This is a genomic window from Tessaracoccus antarcticus, from assembly GCF_003688855.1.
In the GTDB taxonomy this organism is placed as follows: Bacteria; Actinomycetota; Actinomycetes; order Propionibacteriales; family Propionibacteriaceae; genus Arachnia; species Arachnia antarctica.
Genome location: NZ_REFW01000002.1, coordinates 539,075 through 557,040 on the forward strand (window position 1 = coordinate 539,075; position 17,966 = coordinate 557,040).

A 17,966-nucleotide genomic window follows, 5' to 3' on the forward strand; every position below is an offset into this window, starting at 1 on the left:
TATTTTTGACGAGTTTCGCGTCCTGTTCCGCCGTTTCTACTGACGGATCCACCGTCCCAGGTGCTTGCCCGTGAGTGTGGAGCCGTCGGAGACGATGTCGGAGGGTGTTCCCTCGAAGACCACCCGGCCGCCGTCATGGCCTGCGCCGGGACCGAGGTCGATGATCCAGTCTGCATGCGCCATCACAGCCTGGTGGTGCTCGATGACGATGACCGACCTGCCATCGTCCACGAGTCGGTCCAGCAGTGCCAGCAACTGCTCGACGTCGGCCATGTGGAGACCTGAGGTGGGCTCGTCGAGGACATAGACGACCCCCTTCTCGGACATGTGGGTGGCCAGCTTCAGCCGCTGGCGCTCGCCCCCGGAGAGCGTGGTCAGCGGCTGGCCCAGTTTCAGGTAGCCGAGACCGACGTCGACGAGGCGTTTCAGAATGGTGTGGGCTGCGGGTGTGCGGGCGTCACCGGTGCAAAAGAATGCCTCGGCCTCGGTGACCGGCATGGCGAGCACCTCGCTGATGTCGCGGCCGCCCAGCGTGTAGTCCAGCACTGATGCGTCAAACCGTTTGCCCTCGCACAACTCACAGGTGACCGAGACACCGGCCATCATCGCCAGGTCCGTGTACACGACCCCAGCGCCCTTGCACTGCGGGCAGGCGCCTTCCGAGTTCGGGCTGAACAGTGCAGGCTTGACGCCATTGGCCTTGGCGAAGGCCTTGCGGATGGGATCCAGCAGGCCCGTGTACGTGCCCGGGTTGCTGCGCCGGGACCCCCGGATGCCCTCCTGCCCGATGGACACGACACCCGCGGTGGTCGGCATGGATCCGTGGAGCAGCGAACTCTTGCCCGACCCGGCCACGCCCGTGACGACCACCAGCACCCCGAGGGGGACGTCGACATCGACGTCGCGGAGGTTGTTGGCGTTGGCGCCCCGGATCTCGAGCGCTCCCGTGGCCGTTCGTACGCTCTGCTTCAGTGAGGACCGGTCCTCGAGGTGGCGGCCCGTGAGCGTGTCGCTGGCACGCAACCCGTCGACGGTGCCCTCGAAGCAGATTCGCCCCCCGGCGGTGCCGGCGCCGGGGCCGAGGTCGATGACATGGTCGGCGATGACGATGGTCTCGGGTTCGTGCTCCACGACGAGGACGGTGTTGCCCTTGTCACGCAGCAGGAGCAGGAGGTCGTTCATGCGCTGGATGTCGTGGGGGTGGAGGCCGGCGGTGGGTTCGTCGAAGACGTAGGTGACGTCCGTGAGGGGGGACCCCAGGTGGCGGATCATCTTGGTGCGTTGCGCCTCGCCGCCGGACAGCGTGCCGGAGGACCTGTCCAGGGACAGGTACCCCAGCCCAATCTCCACGAACGAGTCGAGTGTCTGCTGCAGCTTGTTCAGCAGCGGGGCCACGGACGGGGCGTCGAGCCCACGAACCCATGCGGCCAGATCACTGATCTGCATGGCGCAGGCATCCGCAATGTTGATGCCATCGATCCGGGACGAGCGCGCCCCCTCGTTGAGCCGCGTGCCACCGCAGTCGGGGCAGGCCGTGAACGTGACGGCGCGCTCCACGAACGCGCGGATGTGTGGCTGCAGGGCCTCGGTGTCCTTCGCCAGGAACGATTTCCGGATCTTGGGGATGAGGCCCTCGTAGGTGAGGTTGATGCCGTCGACCTTGATCTTCGTGGGCTCCTTGTACAGGAGGGCATCCAGTTCCTTCACCGTGTAGTCACGAATGGCTTTGGTGGGGTCCACGAATCCGGAGCCACCGTAGATGCGCCCGTACCAGCCGTCCATGCTGTAACCGGGGATGCTCAGGGCGCCCTCCTCCAACGATTTGGAGTCGTCGTACAGCGCCGTCAGGTCGAAGTCGGTGACCGATCCGCGGCCGTCGCACCTGGAGCACATGCCCCCGGTGATGGTGAAGCTTCGCCGCTCCTTGACGGTCCTGCCACCCTTGTCCACGGTGACGGCGCCGGCGCCGCTGATGGAGGCGACGTTGAACGAGAAGGCCTGCGATGACCCGATGTGGGGTTCCCCCAGCCTGCTGAACACGATCCGCAGCATCGCGTTGGCGTCGGTGGCGGTGCCGACGGTGGAGCGGGGGTCACCGCCCATGCGTTCCTGGTCGACGATGATGGCGGTGGTCAGGCCCTCCAGGAGGTCAACCTCTGGCCGATCCATCGTGGGCATGAATCCCTGGATGAAGGTGCTGTAGCTCTCATTGATCAGGCGGCGGGACTCGGCTGCGATGGTGTTGAACACCAACGAGCTCTTCCCGGAGCCGGACACACCGGTGAAGACGGTCAAGCGGCGCTTGGGGATCTCGACGGTGATGTCCTGCAGATTGTTCTCGCGCGCCCCCTGCACCCGGATCCACTCATGGCTGTCGGCGCTGGCCGTGACTGCTGTGCGCGTGCTGGTCATGGTCGATCCAACCACTTTCCGGGGTTGCATCCAGCAACCGCGCTCAGACGAGGTAGGTGCGCATCTGCGCGCCGACGGCACCCTCGTGGTGGTTGCCGATGGTGGTGAATCCGTGGTCGAACATGCTCTTGTGGGATCCGGCCATGACGAAGGGTGCCCCGACGAGTTGCAGCATCTCGAGGTCGTTGGGCATGTCACCGAACGCGGCGCAGTCCGCCGGGTCGATGCCGAGTGTGGCGAGGATCTCCGAGAGGGCCGTTCCCTTGCTGACGCCTGTGGCGCTGAGTTCGACGGTGCCGTGGGGGTCGAACCAGGAGAAAGTGCAGGTCAGATCGGAGCCGGCCGCGTCCATGGTGATGGGCGCCCAGTCGTCGGTGTTGAGGTGCTCGGTGCGGGCCAGTACCTTGATGATCTCGCCGCGGGTCACGAGTGCGGCCAAATCCTCGATGTGCGCCGCCTCGTCGTCGTGGGCGAACGACGGGTACCGCTCCTCGCGCCCCCAGTCCACGGCGTACTCCACGGCGAACGTGGGCTCCAGCTCCGGGGGCAGGGCGGCGGCGAAGGATGTGATGGCCGAGGGCGGTATGGGGTGAATCCGGTCCGGCTCCGACGCGCACAACGGACCCACGGAGGCTCCGTTGCTGGCGATGACGAGCGGGTTCAGTTCGCGCAACCCGTCGATCTGCTGCAACCAGCGGCGTGGCCGGCCGGTGGCGATCACCAGCGTGATGCCCGCCTCGACGATGTCCCTGGCGGCCGCGATGTTGCCCGGGTGCGCCACGCTTCCGGCCCCGAGGAACGTTCCGTCAAGGTCAGTGGCTACAAGGGTGGGTCTCATGACCCAACCCTATCGAGGCCGGCAAGCTCTGAAGAGCCAGGAGTGTCGCCCCCCGAACCGGCACGAACCGTCCTCGGGAGGCTCCGACGAGGTCACGTCGGTGGTGGCGCGGCCCGTCAGGTCAGAGCCGCTTGTTGGGCGTCGGGTCGCCGGGCCCGGATTCGTTGCCGGAGGGCTGCTGCATCGACGGGGAGTCGGATCGGCTGGGCTCGTTGCCGGCCGAGTCGGAAGGGGAGGCGGAACCGGACGGGGAACCGCTCGTTGGCTCACCGGACCCGCTGGCCTGGGACGGGACGGGCGGCGGGGGGCTCACCGGCGGCTGGTTCTGGAACACCAGGATGGCCAGGAGTATGGCCACGGCCGCGATGAGCAGCATGAGCAGCCACGACACCAGCATGGTGATCCAGCCAGCTCGGTCGGTGCGGCCGGGCCATGGCAACGGCCACAGGCGGGTGGTCCCGTGACCGGTTTCCTCGGACCAGTGGAGCCGGTAGTTGGGGCCGCTGGGCGCGCCCAGCGGGGGCGTGTGCTCGAGGTCGACGGCGTGCAGCACGCGCTCTGACTCCAGCACCGCCTGGCGGGTGCCGTCGAAGCCGAGGGCCACCCAGGGTGCCAGCGGCTTGTGGTCGGCCACCACGGGGTCGTCGTCCTCGCTGCGGAAGCGGACGCCCATGAGCCCGTCGTCCTGGCCCTGGCCGCCGCGCGCCACGACCGTGTCGATGTGCATGGCGTTGACCTCGCCGGAGAACCGTGCGCGGGCGGCATGGTCGGCGGCCGCACCCTCGGCGAGGAGGATGACCATGACCGAGTCGCCGTCGTCCTCGTGGGCGGTGAACACCATGCCGGCGCGGGTGGCGGTGAGGCGGGAGTCCAGCCAGTAGTCGCCGATACGGACCGGGTCCTCCGGCGACAGGGGATAGTGCTGCGCCATTTCTGGCCCGGGATTGACGGGAGGGCCGGCCGCCTCAGGCGTCGGCTCGTGGTGTCCCGGGAACTCGTTCATCACCACATATGACACCACATCCACGACGCAGGTGACGAGCCGCGAAGGTCGGCACCGGGCGTCGCCGTGGTCCCGCTGCGGGAATCGATTGGGAAACGTGGGTATCGTTGGCCCCGAAATCAGTGTCGGCGAAATTTCAGGAGCACGCGAGTGAGCACGGAAGCAGCGCAGCCACAGCTGCCCAACAATGTCGCGGAGGCCGCGCGCCTCCTGGGCACCGCCATCAGCCAGGTCCAACGGGTGATCGTCGGCCAGGAGCACATGGTGCAGCAGTTGATGGTGGCGCTGTTGGCCAAGGGCCACTGTCTGCTGGAGGGTGTGCCGGGAACGGCCAAGACGCTTGCGGTGCGGTCGTTCGCGATCGTGGTGGGTGGAGAGTTCGCGCGCATCCAGTTCACCCCCGACCTGGTGCCTTCCGACATCGTCGGAACCCGCATCTACTCGTCGCAGACGGAGCAGTTCAAGATCGAACTGGGCCCCGTCTTCGTGAACTTCGTCCTGGCCGACGAGATCAACCGCGCACCCGCCAAGGTGCAGTCGGCCATGCTGGAGTTGATGGCCGAGAAGCAGGTGTCCATCGGCGGCTCCACCTACCCGGCGCCCAGCCCGTTCATCGTCATCGCCACCCAGAACCCCATCGAGTCCGAAGGCGTGTACCCACTCCCCGAGGCCCAGCGTGACCGGTTCCTCGTGAAGGTGGACGTGCCCTACCCGCGCGGCAACGAGGAATTCGAGATCCTGCGTCGGATGAGTGTTCGGCCCCCCGAGGCCGAGCCCGTTCTGACCGCGGCCGCGGTGCGCCACCTGCAGGACATGGCCAGCAACGTGTTCGTCCACAACTTGGTCAGTGAGTACGTCGTGCGTCTCGTCCTGGCATCCCGCACACCCGCCGAGTTCGGCATGCCGGACCTGGAGTCGGTGATCCAGATCGGCTGCTCCCCGCGAGCCACCCTCGGCCTGGTCGCCGCATCCCGCGCCCTGGCGCTCATCAATGGCCGCGACTACGTCCTTCCCACCGACGTGCAGGCCGTGGCCAAGGACGTCATGGCGCACCGCATCGTCCTGGGCTTCGATGCCGTGGCTGACAGCATCAGCACCGGCGACGTCGTGGACCGCATCCTCGCCATGGTCCCCGCCCCCACCCCTGTGTGGAACACCGAACAGCGCCAGGCCTCGCACCAGCAGCACGCCCACCAGCCCGGCCGTGCGTGAGGGACGCTGCATTGCCTTCTGACGCCCTCTCCTTCCAGCCGCCACCACCCCACGGTCCGCCGCTGGGTCTGGTGCCTTCGAAGGATCCGGGGGCCGCGACGTCGGTCCTGAGGGCCCCCACCGGCCCCACTGTGCCGCTCAGCAAACTCGCACCCGAGGCCGCTCTGCGGCGCCTGGAGCTGACCATCGTGCGTCGCCTTGAGGGGTTCCTCCACGGCGACCACCTGGGCCTGCTGCCCGGGCCCGGCTCCGACACCAACGACGCCCGGATCTACCAGCCCGGCCAGGACGACGTCCGCAAGATGGACTGGGCCGTCACTGCCCGCACCACCGTCCCGCACGTCAGGGACACCATGGCGGACCGTGAGCTGGAGGTGTGGGCGCTGCTGGACGTGACCCCCTCCATGAACTGGGGTACCGAGGGAATCACCAAGCGCGACCTCGGGATCGCGGCCATCGCCACCATCGGGTTCCTGAGCCAGAAGATGGGCGACCGCTTCGGTGGCATGCTCATGAAGCCCGACGAGATGAAGCGACTCCAGGCCCGCTCCGGGCGCACAGCCCTCTACGGGCTGCTGCGCAAAATGCTGACGGAGCCGATCGTGCCGGACAACGGCCCCGGCAATTTCGAACTGGCCGACGGCATCGAACAGTTGAGCCGCTCCTACCGTCGCCGCGGGATGCGGGTGGTGGTCTCCGACTTCCTCACCGCTGGTGATCGCGAACTCGACCCCGACGTGCCGCCCCCGTGGGAGAGGGCACTGCGTCGCCTGTCCGTGCGGAACCAGGTGCTGTGCATCGAGGTGGTCGACCGCCACGAACTCGAGTTTCCCGACGTCGGCGAGATGCTGATCCGGGACCCGGAAACCTCGTTCATGCGCTACATCAACACCTCCGACACCGCTGCCCGCCACCGCATGGACGCGGCGTCGAAGGCTCAGCGGGAACGCATCAAGACGTCACTGCGGCGTGCCGGTGCCGGACACATCCAGCTCCGCACCGACCGCGACTGGGTGGCCGACATCGCACGATTCGTCTTGAACTACCGCCGCGTGGCGGGCATGCTGCACCAGCCTCCGCAGGGGGTGAGCAAGTGATTGACCTCCTGGCCTGGCCCGAATTCAAATCGCCCGTACGCCTGTGGGTGCTCGTCATCCTTCCCGTGCTGGTCCTCGCGTACCTGGTGCTCATGCGGTTGCGTGGACGGGTGTCGTTGCGGTTCACCAACACGGGTGTGCTGGGTGCGGTCATGGGGTCGCAGCGCCGCTGGACACGACACCTCGCCGTGGCCATGTCCCTGTGCTCACTCGTGGCGCTGGGGTTGGCATGGGCGCAGCCACTGGGAACCGAGAAGGTCCCGCGGCAGCGCGCCACCGTCGTTATGGTGGTGGACACGTCCCTGTCCATGCAGGCCAAGGACGTTGAACCTGATCGGCTCACCGCCGCCAAGCAGGGGGCCAAGACCTTCATCGAGGGCCTGCCCGACTCCTACAACGTGGCGCTCGTCGCCCTGAACGGGCAGCCATCCATCAAGATGCCTCCCTCCACGGACCGCGGTGCGCTGGAACGGGCTCTCATGGGGCTTGAACTGGAGGACGGCACGGCCATCGGTGACTCATTGACGCTCGCCCTCAAAGCCGTCGAGCAGGCACCCGTGGGGAAGGACGAGGAGCCCGCACCCGCGCTCATCGTCATGCTCTCCGACGGTGCCAACACCGTCGGCGAGGGTCCCGATGCGGCAGCACGGACCGCGAAGCAGGCCAAGATTCCGGTGTTCACCATTGCCTACGGGACGCAGAATGGCTACGTGGACATCGACGGCACCCGCGAGAACGTGGCCCCCGACGTCGCCACCATGAAAGAGGTGGCCAAGACCACCGGCGGACGCTCCGTGACAGCGGACACGGCCGACTCGCTGGTCGACGCCTACAAGGAGATCGGCTCCTCCGTGGGGTATGAGGAGATCCGCAAACCCATCACGGCCCAGTACGCCTTCGGCGCGCTCGGGTTCGCCATCGTCGCGGCGCTCGGCGCGGTCATGATGGCTGCGAGGTGGCCGCGATGATCCCTCTTGCCCTGGAGTTCCTCCGTCCCGAACGGCTGTGGGGACTGGCGGTCATCCCGCTCATCGGTGCCCTGTACCTGCTGCTCGCCGGCAAACAGGTGCGCACCACCCTGTCCAACCGTTTGCGCCTCGTCATCCCCAAGGACGCCGCCTGGAAGCGTCACGGCGCCGTGCTGCTGGCCCTCATGAGCCTGGCGTCCCTCGTGATCGCCTGGGCCATGCCCACGGATTTCACGAATCAGCCGCGCGACCGTGCATCCATCGTCGTGGCCATCGACGTGTCCTGGTCCATGGAGGCCACGGACATCGAGCCCAACCGGCTGGAGGCCGCCAAGGACTCGGCGCAGCAGTTCGTCAAGTCGCTGCCGGAGCGTTTCAACGTCGCGCTCGTCACCTTCGCGGGCACCGCCAACGTGGTGGTCCCACCGACGGTGGACCGCGGCGTCGTCGACCGTGCACTCGAGGCTCTGGAGTTGGCCCCCTCGACCGCCACGGGCGAGGGCATCTACACCAGCCTCGAGGCACTGAAGCTGGTCCCGCCGGACCCCAAGAACCCCGACTCCGTGGCGCCCGCTGCCATCGTGCTGTTGGCTGACGGGGCCACCAACCTCGGCAGGTCCTCCTCCGGTGCTGCGGAGGTGGCCAAGGAGAAAGGCGTGCCCATCTACACCATCGCCTATGGCACGCAGAACGGCTACGTGGAGTCCAACGGTCAGCGCCAACGCGTGGCGGTGGACCACTACGAACTCTCCGAGATCGCGCGACGCTCCGGCGGCAAGAAGTTCTCGGCGGAGAGCGCCAGCGAGTTGAGCGAGATCTACAAAGCCATCCGCTCCGACATCGGGTACGAGAAGGTCCCCGCTGAGGTCACCGACCGGTACGCCGGTCTGGCCCTCATCTTCGCCGTGCTGGCAGCGCTGGGAGTCATTTCGCTCGGTGCTCGCTGGCCGTGAGCTGCCACCAGGTCTGAGGCCCACACAACGCGCCACCCGATCGTCGGAGGGATCGCACGACGTGGGTGAGTACCAACCTTGGCGCGGCCGCCACGATCACAGCAACCCCCGGGGATTGTCCCGAGAACCTGCAGCGACCCGTCGCAGTTCGTTTCACGCGCCGGATCGTCAATCATGCGTCGTCAGGGAAGGCTGAGGGCTTCGCGACACTCGGCAACTCCGTGCAGGTGGATGTCGCCGCGGCGGTGTCGGAGCCACTCCTCCCGCGTGAGTCGCCACCGCTGCAACTGCCCGGGCTCACCTCTGCGCGTGGCCCAGTCCGTGCCGTTTTGTTGGTAGCCGAGTGCCCGTGAAACCCCGTTGGATCCGTCGTTGTCGAGGAACGCGTCGGTTGTTGCTGCAACGGCTCCGAAACCGTCGAAGGCAAGGTGGAGGATGGCGTGCCGCATCTCGGTTCCCAGACCCCGACCACGGACGTCCCTGGAGAGCCAGGAGAAGGTGGTGACGCTCCCGAAAGTGGCGAAGCCATCTCCGACGAGGTCCTGCATACCCACGGGCTCCCCGTCGAGCATGACAACAAAATACAGCCGCCAGAAGCTGGATGTGACTGATCCTCGGCCACGCCAGATGCCGAGCAGCCACTGGCGTACCCGCGCATCGGGGTCGCTCTCGTACAGCGACATGGGGTCGTCGTAGGGAGCCGGCTCCGCATCTGCCTTCCCGGCACGGACAACACCCTGCAACTGTTCAAGCAGCGAGTCCGTTGCGCCGACGAGTTCGATGCGTGGCGTACTCACACGGACATGCAGTGGGGCATAGTTCAACACGTCCCGGAGCCTAGTGCCTCCACGCCTGCCCCATGAACGAGCCAGACCCCTTCGTCGAGGTTTCACTGAGACACCCGGGGTCAGTGTGGTCTACTCGATTTTCAGTTCACCCATCTCACCCCAACCGCTGGAGGCGATCTGTTCGCTGATGATGCGGGGCGTCTCGACGAGGGCCTGCGGCATGTCCCGCATCGCCTGGGCGAAGTGGTCACTGTTGACGTGATCGCCGGCGGCGTCGTCCTGGAAGGCCTCGACGAGGACGAACTCAGTCGGGTCCTCCACGCTGCGTGACCAGTCGAACCACAGGTTCCCCGGCTCGCGGCGGGTGGCCTCGGTGAAGTCCCGCGTCAGGTCGATCCACCGCTCGCACCACTCCGGCTTGACCTTGAATTTCACGACGATGAAGATCATTGTGGCTGCCTCCCGGCTCGATGTCAGTACCTGCACCAGTCTGCCGTGGAACGGCGGCCGGGGCCAGTGAATCCACCGGTTGCCCTGCCGTCCGCCTGCCCTCAGACGGGGAGGTTCTCGATGGCCAGCACCGGGACGTCGGTGCTGTGCTCCATCCCGAATACCTGCTGCAGGAACGACACCTTGGACTCCAACGCGCTCCGACGGGCGTCCATGCCACGGAAGCCATGACCCTCGCCCTCGAACGTGACCAGTGCCAACGGCTTCCCGGCGGCCCGCACGGCCTCAGCCATGGCATAGGCCTGGTTGGGGGGCACCACCGTGTCCTGAAGCCCCTGCAGGATCAGCATGGGGGTCTTCAGGTTCTCCAGTTGCGTGACAGGGGAGCGGTCCAGGTAGACCTGCTGCGCCTCCGGCCAGGGACCGATGAGGCTGTCGGGATAGCGCGACTCAGCCTTGTGGGTGTCCTGGAGGAGGGCGCGCAGGTCACCGATGCCGTAGGAGGAGATGCCCGCGGCGAACACGTCGGTGGTGACGAGCGCCTGGAGGGTGGTGTAGCCGCCTGCGCTGCCGCCGGTGATTGCGACGCGATCCGGGTCTGCCAGACCGGCGTTGGTGACATCCTGGACGGCCGCCACCACGTCAGCGACGTCGAGGATGCCCCACTGGCCCTTCAACCGGTCCCGGTAGGCGCGTCCGAAGCCGGTGGAGCCGGAGTAGTTCACGTCGAGGACGGCGAACCCCCGGGAGACCCAGAACTGGATCTGCCTGTCGTAGGCGGCGTCGCGCGCCGACGTCGGTCCGCCATGCGTCATGACCACCAGCGGCGGTGTCCGCAGGTCGGGGCGGGTGTAGAACCATGACTGGACAGGGCCAGCCACGGAGTCGGTCCACCGGGACGTGGGTGCCACGGCGCCGTCGACGGGGGTGCTTCCCACGATCTCGCGCCGCTCGCCCGTAGGGCTGAGACGCACCAGCGAAGCAGCCCTGTTCGGCCAGGACGCCACGACGAAGATGTCATCCCCGAGGGAAGCGATCGATTCGATGAATGACGTGCCGGGCAGCGGATAGGTGACGCCGCCGGAGCTCGGCTGCCACAGCGCGAGCACGCCGGTGCCGTTGACGATTTCGACGGTGGCGAGCATGTCGTCGCCCACCGCCGCCACCGGCGCCTTGTCCAGCACCCAGGTGGGGATGTCGCAATCGTGATTCACGTTCCAGGCGACGGTGTTGATGCCGTCGGTGGAGTACCAGTTCCAGAATCCTGTCTCGTCCGAGCTCCAGGCGAGCTGTCCGTGGCAGCACCAGAGGGGGTGCTGCGCGCTGATGCCCTGCCCGCCGGCGACGACGCGCGCATCCGAGGGGTCCTCCAGGGTGCAGAGGACCACCTCCGCGCTGTCCCACGACATGTTGGGATGCGCCCACTGGAACCATGCGAGGCGTCCCTCGTGGACGCGGGGTCCGGCGTAGAAGTCCGCCCCCGTGACAATGATGCGGCCACCGTCAACGTTGTCACCGTCGAGGCTCAACGCGACCACTTCGGTGCGCGCCTCCGGGGTGGCCTCGTGGTCCTCCCGCACCGCCACGAGGATGCGCAGCTCGGGGACCAGGTGCAGGTCACCCCAACGGTACCGGTCCTGTACAGGGGTCAGGGGGGTGTGGTTGTCGTGCTCGAGGAGGAACACACGAGCGGTGACATCGTCGCAATAGGCCAGCAGGTCACCGGACACGTCGTAGGCCCCGCCCCCGTACTCCATAACCCTGGAACGGACGTTGGCCTGTGGGGTGAGCTCGACGATGTCGGCGCCGTCCCAGCGCCGGATCGTGACCCGGCCGTTCTGTTCGGCGATGCTGGCCAACCAGTGGACGCCCTGACCGGAGGTGCGTACCTGGGAGAGGGAGTCCTCGCCCGTGAGGGCGGCGTCGATCGAAATACCAGTACTCATGGTCCCCTGTATACCGGATCCTCGACGATTGGTCCCCACCGGGGACTCTCAGCCAATGGTGACGCCCACGAGGCCGTGGAACACCCAGAGCGCGACCCCGAGGGCGGCCACCACCACTGCCAACCACAGGGGCCCCGGGTCCCTGTCCAGGCCCCGGAAAGTGCATCTGCCCCAGAAGATCGAGCACATCAGCGCCGCCACGTACACCGACACCATGGACATCACCATGACGAAGACGACGTCTGCGTCGTAGCCGCCGAGCACGGCCAGCACCAGGGAAACCGCCACCAGGATGCTGGTGGCCCACAGCACGGGCCACATGACTGCCATCCGCAGACCGCGCACGCTCTGGAAACGCGCACGCACATCCACAGCCACCATCGCCGCGAGACCGAACATCATGGCCGCCCCGATCACCGGCATGACCATCTGCACCCAGGTGGGCCAACCCCAACGTTCGACCATCGTGGCGGTGTCGCCGACCCCGAACGGTGTGATGACCAGATACCCGGCGGCGTTCTGGATGGCGGCAATGTAGAACCAGAACGCCATCTGGAATGCGGCGCCCCGGAGTCGTCGGGCCACCCCCCAGACGATGAGACCCGCCACCAGCGAGAACGACGGGCCGGCAGCGGCGGTCCAGCCCTGCGCCGTGGTGGAGAGTGAACCGGTGGGATCAGCGCTCATGGCCCGGATGGTGCTGGAGTCCGCACCCGCCATGAGGTGGGCCAGCGCGTGCGCGTACTCGTGGAGGATGACGGCGAGACAGGACACGCCGACGGCGATGAGGGTGACCACCAGGATGTGGCGTCGTCGTGTCTCCTCGGGCCATTCCGGAGAGTTGACGCCCGACGTTGTCCCGCTGTTGTCATCCATGCCGATCATTCTGCGGTACCACATACGTCCTCGTGACTGGGAGGCAAACCTCGTCGCCGGTTGTCCCGGGGCGCGTGTGTGCTGCACAATGGCTCGTACCTGGTGCGGTCGTATCGCAGGGGAAGGCAATCCGGCCTGGACCAGGAGGAACTGAACATGACTGCACGCATGGCTGCGGTGAGTCAGCCAAAGGCGCGGGGGATGTTGTTCATCCACTCGGCGCCAGCAGCGCTGTGCCCTCACCTGGAGTGGGCGGTCGGCAGTGTGCTCGGCGACAACGCCGACCTCGACTGGACCGATCAGCCCGCCGAACCCCGCAGCCGACGTGCCGAACTCTCCTGGACCGGTGACGCCGGCAAGGGTGCGGCGCTGGCCAGCAAGCTGGCCGCCTACGAGCGGGTACGGTTCGAAGTCACCGAGGACGCCACCCCCGGTTCCGACGGTCAGAGATTCTGCTTCACCCCAAGCCTCGGTGCGTTCTCCACCACCGTGGGTGTGCACGGGGACATCCTCATCAGCGAGGATCGTATCAAGAACGCCATCGTCGCCGAGGCAGCGGGCGGCGACCCCATCCACCTGTCGCTGGAGCGACTTCTCGGCACCCCATGGGATGACGAACTCGACACCTTCCGCTACGCCAGCGAGGACGCCCCCATCCGGTGGCTCCACCAGGTGGTGTGAGCACCGACTGGCACGATCGGGCGCGCCTCTGGCTCCGCGAACTCTTTCCCGGGTCGCGCACCTTCGATGTCCGCGTGTACCGCGAACGGGCCTGGGCCACCAACTGGGTGCTCACTGTCGATGAAGGCGTGTTCTGGTTCAAGCGGGGCCATGAGTCGCTGCGGCAGGAGGTGGCGCTCCTGGCGGTGCTCCAGCGGGTGGCTCCGGAGCATGTCCTGGCGCCTCGTGCCGTCGACGGCGAACAGGGATGGATCCTGACACGCGACCAGGGGCCGACGCTGGCGGCGATCGCACGCCAGGAGGGCCCACAGCATTACTGCGCAACGTCGGTGGCGCTCGCTGCCACGCAACAGGCTGCCGCCACATCGTTTGGGGAACTGCAACTGGTGGGTCTACCCCGGTTCGATCCCGTGCGGGCCGTCACGCTCCTCGACGAGATGTTGGCATGGTTTCACGCGCTGCCGTCGACCAACCCCGCCAACGTGACCGTCTCAGTGCGCCGCACGGCAACGGCCGCTGCATCGGCGCTGGTCGAACGTTGGGTGGCAGTCGCGAAGCGCGACCCGGGAATGGGTCTGGACCACAATGACCTCCATCTGGGAAACGTCTTTCGTGGGCCTCTCATCAGCGACTGGGGCGACGCGGTGGTGGGGCATCCCTTCTCCAGCCTCCGGCCCGTCGTGTTTGCCACGGGAAAGGTGTTCGGCGACGAGGCTGCGACCCTGGTGCGGACCACGTACCTGAAGCAGTGGGGTGACCCTGTCGAGCTCCGGGAGACCCTGGAAGTTGCCATGCAACTCGCGGCGGTGCAGCGACTGTACGCCTGGTGCCGGCTCGGTTCGGCGGACCTGGTGGCCGAATACGCCGAGTATGTCCTGCCGTTGGTCATGGAACTGGGGCGCGACATCGCCGACCTGACGTCGCCCTGACCATCCAGGACAACCCCGCAGGGGCCCTCGCCGTGACGGCGAGGGCCCCTGCGCAACGTCGGGACATGTGTCCCGAGAGCTGGATCAGGCCTTGCCCGGGGTGATGTTCTGGTTCGTCACGACGACGGCAACGTTGTGGCCGCCGAAGCCGAACGAGTTGTTGATGGCCGCCAGGTCGCCGGCCGGCAGGTCGCGGACGGTGGTGGCGATGTCGATGCCGAGGTCTGGCTCCAGGGACTCCACGTTGATGGTGGCCGGCACCTTGCGATCATGAAGTGCCATGACGGTGGCGAAGGTCTCCAGCGCACCGGCGCCGCCCAGCAGGTGGCCCGTCATCGACTTGGTGCCGGTGACCACCACGGAATCCGACTGACCCCCCAGGGCAGCGCGGATGGAGGAGGCCTCGGTGATGTCGCCCTGCGGCGTCGACGTGGCGTGGGCGTTGACGTGGTTGATGTCACGGGGGGAGAGGCCGGCCTCCGCGAGCGCCCTCTTCATCGCGAGGGTCTGGCCGTAGCCGACGGGGTCCGGCTGCACCATGTCGTGGGAGTCGGCAGAGATGCCGGCGCCTGCGATGGTGCCGTAGATCCGGGCGCCGCGTGCCAGTGCGTGCTCCAGTGTCTCGATGACCATGAGGACGGCGCCCTCACCGAGCACGAAGCCGTCGCGGCCAGTGTCCCAGGGGCGGGAGGCGCGCTCGGGTTCATCGTTGCGTCGGGACAGGGCCTGCATGTTGCTGAACGCCGCCAGGGGCAGCGGGTGGATGACGGCCTCGCTACCACCGACGACGGCGATGTCGGCCCGCCCCAGGTGGAGCATGTCCACGCCGAGCGAGATCGCCTCGTTCGAGGATGCGCAGGCCGATACCGGCGTGTGGATGCCCGCACGGGCACCGATCTTCAGACCGATGTTGGCGGCCGGGGCATTGGCCATGAGCATCGGGATGGTGAAGGGGGACACGCGGCGTGGGCCCTTGTCCTTCTGGACGTCCCAGTTGCCCAGCAGGGAGTGCAGGCCACCGATCCCGGTGCCGCACACCACTCCCAGGCGGTCGCGATCCACTGAGTTCTCCTCGCCGGGCTCGAAGCCGGCGTCACGCCACGCCTCCATGGCGGCCACGAGGGCCAACTGGGAGGAACGGTCCAGGCGGCGGGCCTCGACGCGGTCAATGTTCGGCTCGACGGCCACGTGGGCGGCGATGCGTACGGTGAGGTCGGCGGCCCAGTCCTCCTCCAGGAGGCGGACGCCTGAACGGCCGGCCATGAGGCCTTCCCACGTGCTGGGGGCGTCGCCCCCCAACGGGGTGGTGGCGCCGAAACCGGTGATGACGACGGTGGTCATGGGGCTCCTTGGAGACGGTGTGCGGTCAAGTCGTGGGCTGGGGGTGACGGAGCGGGCAGGTGCTCGCTTCCACGTCGACCGGTCAGGCGGGGCGGTGCGCGGGCGGGCCCGGTGAGGGGCCCGCCCCGGGGCCTCAGTTGGAGGCGCGCTCGATGTAGGCGACGGCGTCGCCGACGGTCTTCAGGTTCTTGGAGTCCTCATCGGGGATGGAGACGCCGAACTTGTCCTCGCAGGCGTAGATGATCTCGACCATCGACAGCGAGTCGACGCCGAGGTCGTCGATGAAGGACTTGTCCAGCTGGACGTCCGCGACGGCGACACCGGCCACGTCGTTGACGATCTCGGCCAGGTCGGAACGGATTTCTTCAGTGCTTGCCATGTCGGCTCCTTGATGGTGGTGGTGGTGGTGGAAGTTGAACGATCAGGGGAGGACGACGGTTTGGCCCGCGTAGACCAGTCCGGCGCCGAAGCCGATCATGAGGGCTGTCTGCCCGCTGGTGGCGTCGCCCGAGTCGAGCAGCGCCTCCATCGCCAGCGGAACCGATGCCGCCGACGAGTTGCCCATGCCGACGATGTCGCGTGCAACCACGACGTCGGCCGGGAGCTTCAGGTGACGCAACATGGAATCAGTGATCCGGTTGTTGGCCTGGTGGGGGATGAACACGTCGAGCTCATCAGGCGAGATGCCGGCGAGGTCGAGGGCCTCGCGGGCCTTCCCGGCGATGAAGGTGGTGGCCCACTTGAAGACCTGGCGACCCTCCATGTGGATGTAGGGCCCGCCCTCCTCGGGGCTGCGCTCCTCGCGCCAGTCGTCAATGGTGATGACCTCGTGCTGCGACGGGTCCGAGCCCCACAGGGTGGGCCCGATGGCGGGGGTGTCGCTGGGGCCGACGACCACGGCACCTGCGCCGTCGCCGAAGAGGAACGCCGTGCTGCGGTCCGTGAAGTCGGTGTACTTCGACAGCACCTCGACTCCCAGGACCAGGACGTGCTTGGCGGATCCGGCTCGCACCATGCCGTCGGCCATGCCGACGCCGTAGCAGAAACCGGCGCAGGCGGCCGAGAGGTCGACGGCGGCCGGCTCGGGCATCCCGAGCTTGTCGGCGATGATGCACGCCAGCGACGGCGTCTGCATGAAGTGCGAGACCGTCGAGACCAGGATGGCGTCGATGTCGCTGGGCTGCAGCCCGGCGCGTTCGATGGCCTTGGCGGCGGCGGCGGTGCCGAGAGTGATGGCATCCTCACCGTCGGCGGCCCATCGGCGCTCCTTGATGCCGGTGCGCTGCTGGATCCACTCGTCCGAGGACTCGATCATGGTGCACATCTCGGCGTTGTCGACGACGCGACTACCGCGGGCACCTCCCACCGACATGATGCGGGCAAACTTTGCTCCCTGTGAGGGCTTGATGCTCAACGTGGGTTCTCCTCAGTCGGATTCTGGTGCGTGATTGTCGCAGAACGTGCGGGCATCATCGAGTTGGTCGGGCGTGTTGAGACTGAAGAGCTCGACGCCCTTCAGGTTGCGCTTGGCGATGCCGGTGAGCGTGCCGGACGGCGGCAGCTCCAGCAGACCTGTGACACCAAGGGCGGCCATGGTTTCCATGCAGAGGTCCCATCGCACCGGGTTCGCCACCTGCGTGACCATGCGATTGAGGAACTCGCGGCCATCGGACACGACGGCGCCGTCGGCGTTGCTGAGCAGCTTGGTGCGCGGATCCCCGGTGGAGACCCCCCGGGTCAGCCGGGCCAGGTGGGCCACGGCGGGTTCCATGTGGTGGGTGTGGAAGGCGCCGGCCACGCTCAGCGGGACCAGGCGGGTGCGGCGGGGCGGGTCGGCGGCCAACGCGGCCAACTGCTCGACGGTGCCGGCGGCTGCCACCTGGCCGCTGCCATTGTTGTTGGCGGGCGTCAATCCGTGCGTCTTGAGCGCGGCGAGGACCTCGTCCCGGTCACCGCCCACCACGGCGGTCATGGAGGTGGGGGTGACGGCGGAGGCTGCTGCCATCGCGTTGCCACGCTCCCGCACCAGGATCATCGCGGCTTCGGCGGAGATGACACCCGTGCCCGCCGCGGCGGTGAGTTCACCCACGGAGTGGCCGGCGACGACGCCCGCCCTGCTGAAGGCATCGGAGGATGAGGGGAACAGGGCCAGCGCCGCCACGAGTCCCGCGGCCACCAGCAGCGGTTGAGCCACGGCAGTGTCGCGGATGGTCTCTGCGTCCGCCTCGGTGCCGTAGTGCACGAGGTCGATACCGGCGGCTGCGCTGAGCCAGTTGAACCGGTCGGCAAGGACGGGCTCCGCCAACCACGGCGCCAGGAATCCTGGGGTCTGGGCTCCCTGTCCGGGCGCAACGATTGCAAGCATGTGACAACTCTGCCCCCTCAGGTCCGCCTGCGTGGGATCGAATGCCACGAAATTCCCACGGGTCTCGTTGTGGGGTTCCCACAACTCTGGGCCGTATCTCCTCGCTG

At 67.4% G+C, this 17,966-nt stretch carries 17 protein-coding genes; 6 read left to right on the forward strand and 11 right to left on the reverse strand.

Annotated features, from left to right (window positions below):
* Positions 1-36: 36 nt before the first annotated feature.
* From EAX62_RS09800 to EAX62_RS09810, 3 genes are all read right to left on the reverse strand, one after another.
* Positions 37-2,412 (reverse strand): ATP-binding cassette domain-containing protein, encoded by a 2,376-nt coding sequence (locus EAX62_RS09800; protein WP_121901481.1) that lies wholly within the window; start codon positions 2,410-2,412, stop codon positions 37-39.
* Positions 2,413-2,455: 43 nt separating this feature from the next.
* Complete coding sequence (locus tag EAX62_RS09805; protein ID WP_121901482.1) at positions 2,456-3,250, reverse strand: HAD hydrolase family protein; 795 nt, start codon at positions 3,248-3,250, stop codon at positions 2,456-2,458.
* A gap of 121 nt (positions 3,251-3,371) precedes the next feature.
* On the reverse strand, positions 3,372-4,253 hold the full coding sequence (locus EAX62_RS09810) for a hypothetical protein (RefSeq protein ID WP_233557884.1): 882 nt from the start codon (positions 4,251-4,253) through the stop codon (positions 3,372-3,374).
* 150 nt (positions 4,254-4,403) lie between these two features.
* On the opposite strand from EAX62_RS09810, the gene EAX62_RS09815 reads away from it, so the two are divergent.
* The 4 genes from EAX62_RS09815 to EAX62_RS09830 all read left to right on the forward strand — a co-directional run bounded on the left by EAX62_RS09815 (position 4,404) and on the right by EAX62_RS09830 (position 8,483).
* Positions 4,404-5,465, forward strand: coding sequence for an AAA family ATPase (locus EAX62_RS09815; protein WP_233557885.1), 1,062 nt, complete (start codon positions 4,404-4,406; stop codon positions 5,463-5,465).
* Between the two features lie 71 nt (positions 5,466-5,536).
* Positions 5,537-6,562: a DUF58 domain-containing protein gene (locus EAX62_RS09820; protein ID WP_199711256.1), complete on the forward strand. Its 1,026-nt coding sequence runs from the start codon at positions 5,537-5,539 to the stop codon at positions 6,560-6,562.
* A complete protein-coding gene (locus EAX62_RS09825) occupies positions 6,559-7,530 on the forward strand; it encodes a VWA domain-containing protein (RefSeq protein ID WP_121901484.1) in 972 nt (323 codons plus the stop codon). The genes EAX62_RS09820 and EAX62_RS09825 overlap by 4 nt, the downstream gene beginning before the upstream one ends.
* Complete coding sequence (locus EAX62_RS09830) at positions 7,527-8,483, forward strand: VWA domain-containing protein (RefSeq protein ID WP_121901794.1); 957 nt, start codon at positions 7,527-7,529, stop codon at positions 8,481-8,483. Before EAX62_RS09825 ends, EAX62_RS09830 begins: the two co-directional genes overlap by 4 nt.
* Before the next feature lie 182 nt (positions 8,484-8,665).
* Here the strand turns inward: EAX62_RS09830 and EAX62_RS09835 are convergent, their stop codons facing one another.
* The 4 genes from EAX62_RS09835 to EAX62_RS09850 all read right to left on the reverse strand — a co-directional run bounded on the left by EAX62_RS09835 (position 8,666) and on the right by EAX62_RS09850 (position 12,543).
* Positions 8,666-9,310, reverse strand: a complete 645-nt coding sequence (locus EAX62_RS09835; RefSeq protein ID WP_121901485.1) for a GNAT family N-acetyltransferase — start codon at positions 9,308-9,310, stop codon at positions 8,666-8,668.
* Between the two features lie 90 nt (positions 9,311-9,400).
* Positions 9,401-9,721 (reverse strand): putative quinol monooxygenase, encoded by a 321-nt coding sequence (locus EAX62_RS09840; protein WP_121901486.1) that lies wholly within the window; start codon positions 9,719-9,721, stop codon positions 9,401-9,403.
* A gap of 101 nt (positions 9,722-9,822) precedes the next feature.
* Positions 9,823-11,667 (reverse strand): alpha/beta hydrolase family protein, encoded by a 1,845-nt coding sequence (locus tag EAX62_RS09845; protein WP_121901487.1) that lies wholly within the window; start codon positions 11,665-11,667, stop codon positions 9,823-9,825.
* Between the two features lie 48 nt (positions 11,668-11,715).
* Positions 11,716-12,543 carry a hypothetical protein gene (locus EAX62_RS09850; RefSeq protein ID WP_147454077.1) on the reverse strand — a complete coding sequence of 276 codons (828 nt, stop codon included), beginning with the start codon at positions 12,541-12,543 and terminating at the stop codon, positions 11,716-11,718.
* Between the two features lie 156 nt (positions 12,544-12,699).
* Between EAX62_RS09850 and EAX62_RS09855 the strand changes: the two genes are divergently transcribed.
* Positions 12,700-13,224, forward strand: coding sequence for a DUF3145 domain-containing protein (locus EAX62_RS09855; protein ID WP_121901489.1), 525 nt, complete (start codon positions 12,700-12,702; stop codon positions 13,222-13,224).
* Positions 13,221-14,153, forward strand: coding sequence for a phosphotransferase (locus tag EAX62_RS09860; protein ID WP_158600620.1), 933 nt, complete (start codon positions 13,221-13,223; stop codon positions 14,151-14,153). The genes EAX62_RS09855 and EAX62_RS09860 overlap by 4 nt, the downstream gene beginning before the upstream one ends.
* 84 nt (positions 14,154-14,237) lie before the next feature.
* Here EAX62_RS09860 and EAX62_RS09865 read toward each other — a convergent pair whose 3' ends face one another.
* From EAX62_RS09865 to EAX62_RS09880, 4 genes are all read right to left on the reverse strand, one after another.
* Entirely contained in the window at positions 14,238-15,494 is a 1,257-nt protein-coding gene (locus tag EAX62_RS09865) for a beta-ketoacyl-[acyl-carrier-protein] synthase family protein (protein WP_121901491.1), read from the reverse strand.
* Positions 15,495-15,627: 133 nt separating this feature from the next.
* Positions 15,628-15,873, reverse strand: a complete 246-nt coding sequence (locus EAX62_RS09870) for an acyl carrier protein (protein ID WP_121901492.1) — start codon at positions 15,871-15,873, stop codon at positions 15,628-15,630.
* A gap of 42 nt (positions 15,874-15,915) precedes the next feature.
* The gene (locus EAX62_RS09875; protein ID WP_267897980.1) at positions 15,916-16,908 is read right to left on the reverse strand and encodes a beta-ketoacyl-ACP synthase III; all 993 of its coding nucleotides are present in this window, start codon (positions 16,906-16,908) and stop codon (positions 15,916-15,918) included.
* 12 nt (positions 16,909-16,920) lie between these two features.
* Entirely contained in the window at positions 16,921-17,859 is a 939-nt protein-coding gene (locus tag EAX62_RS09880; protein ID WP_121901796.1) for an ACP S-malonyltransferase, read from the reverse strand.
* Between the last annotated feature and the right edge of the window lie 107 nt (positions 17,860-17,966).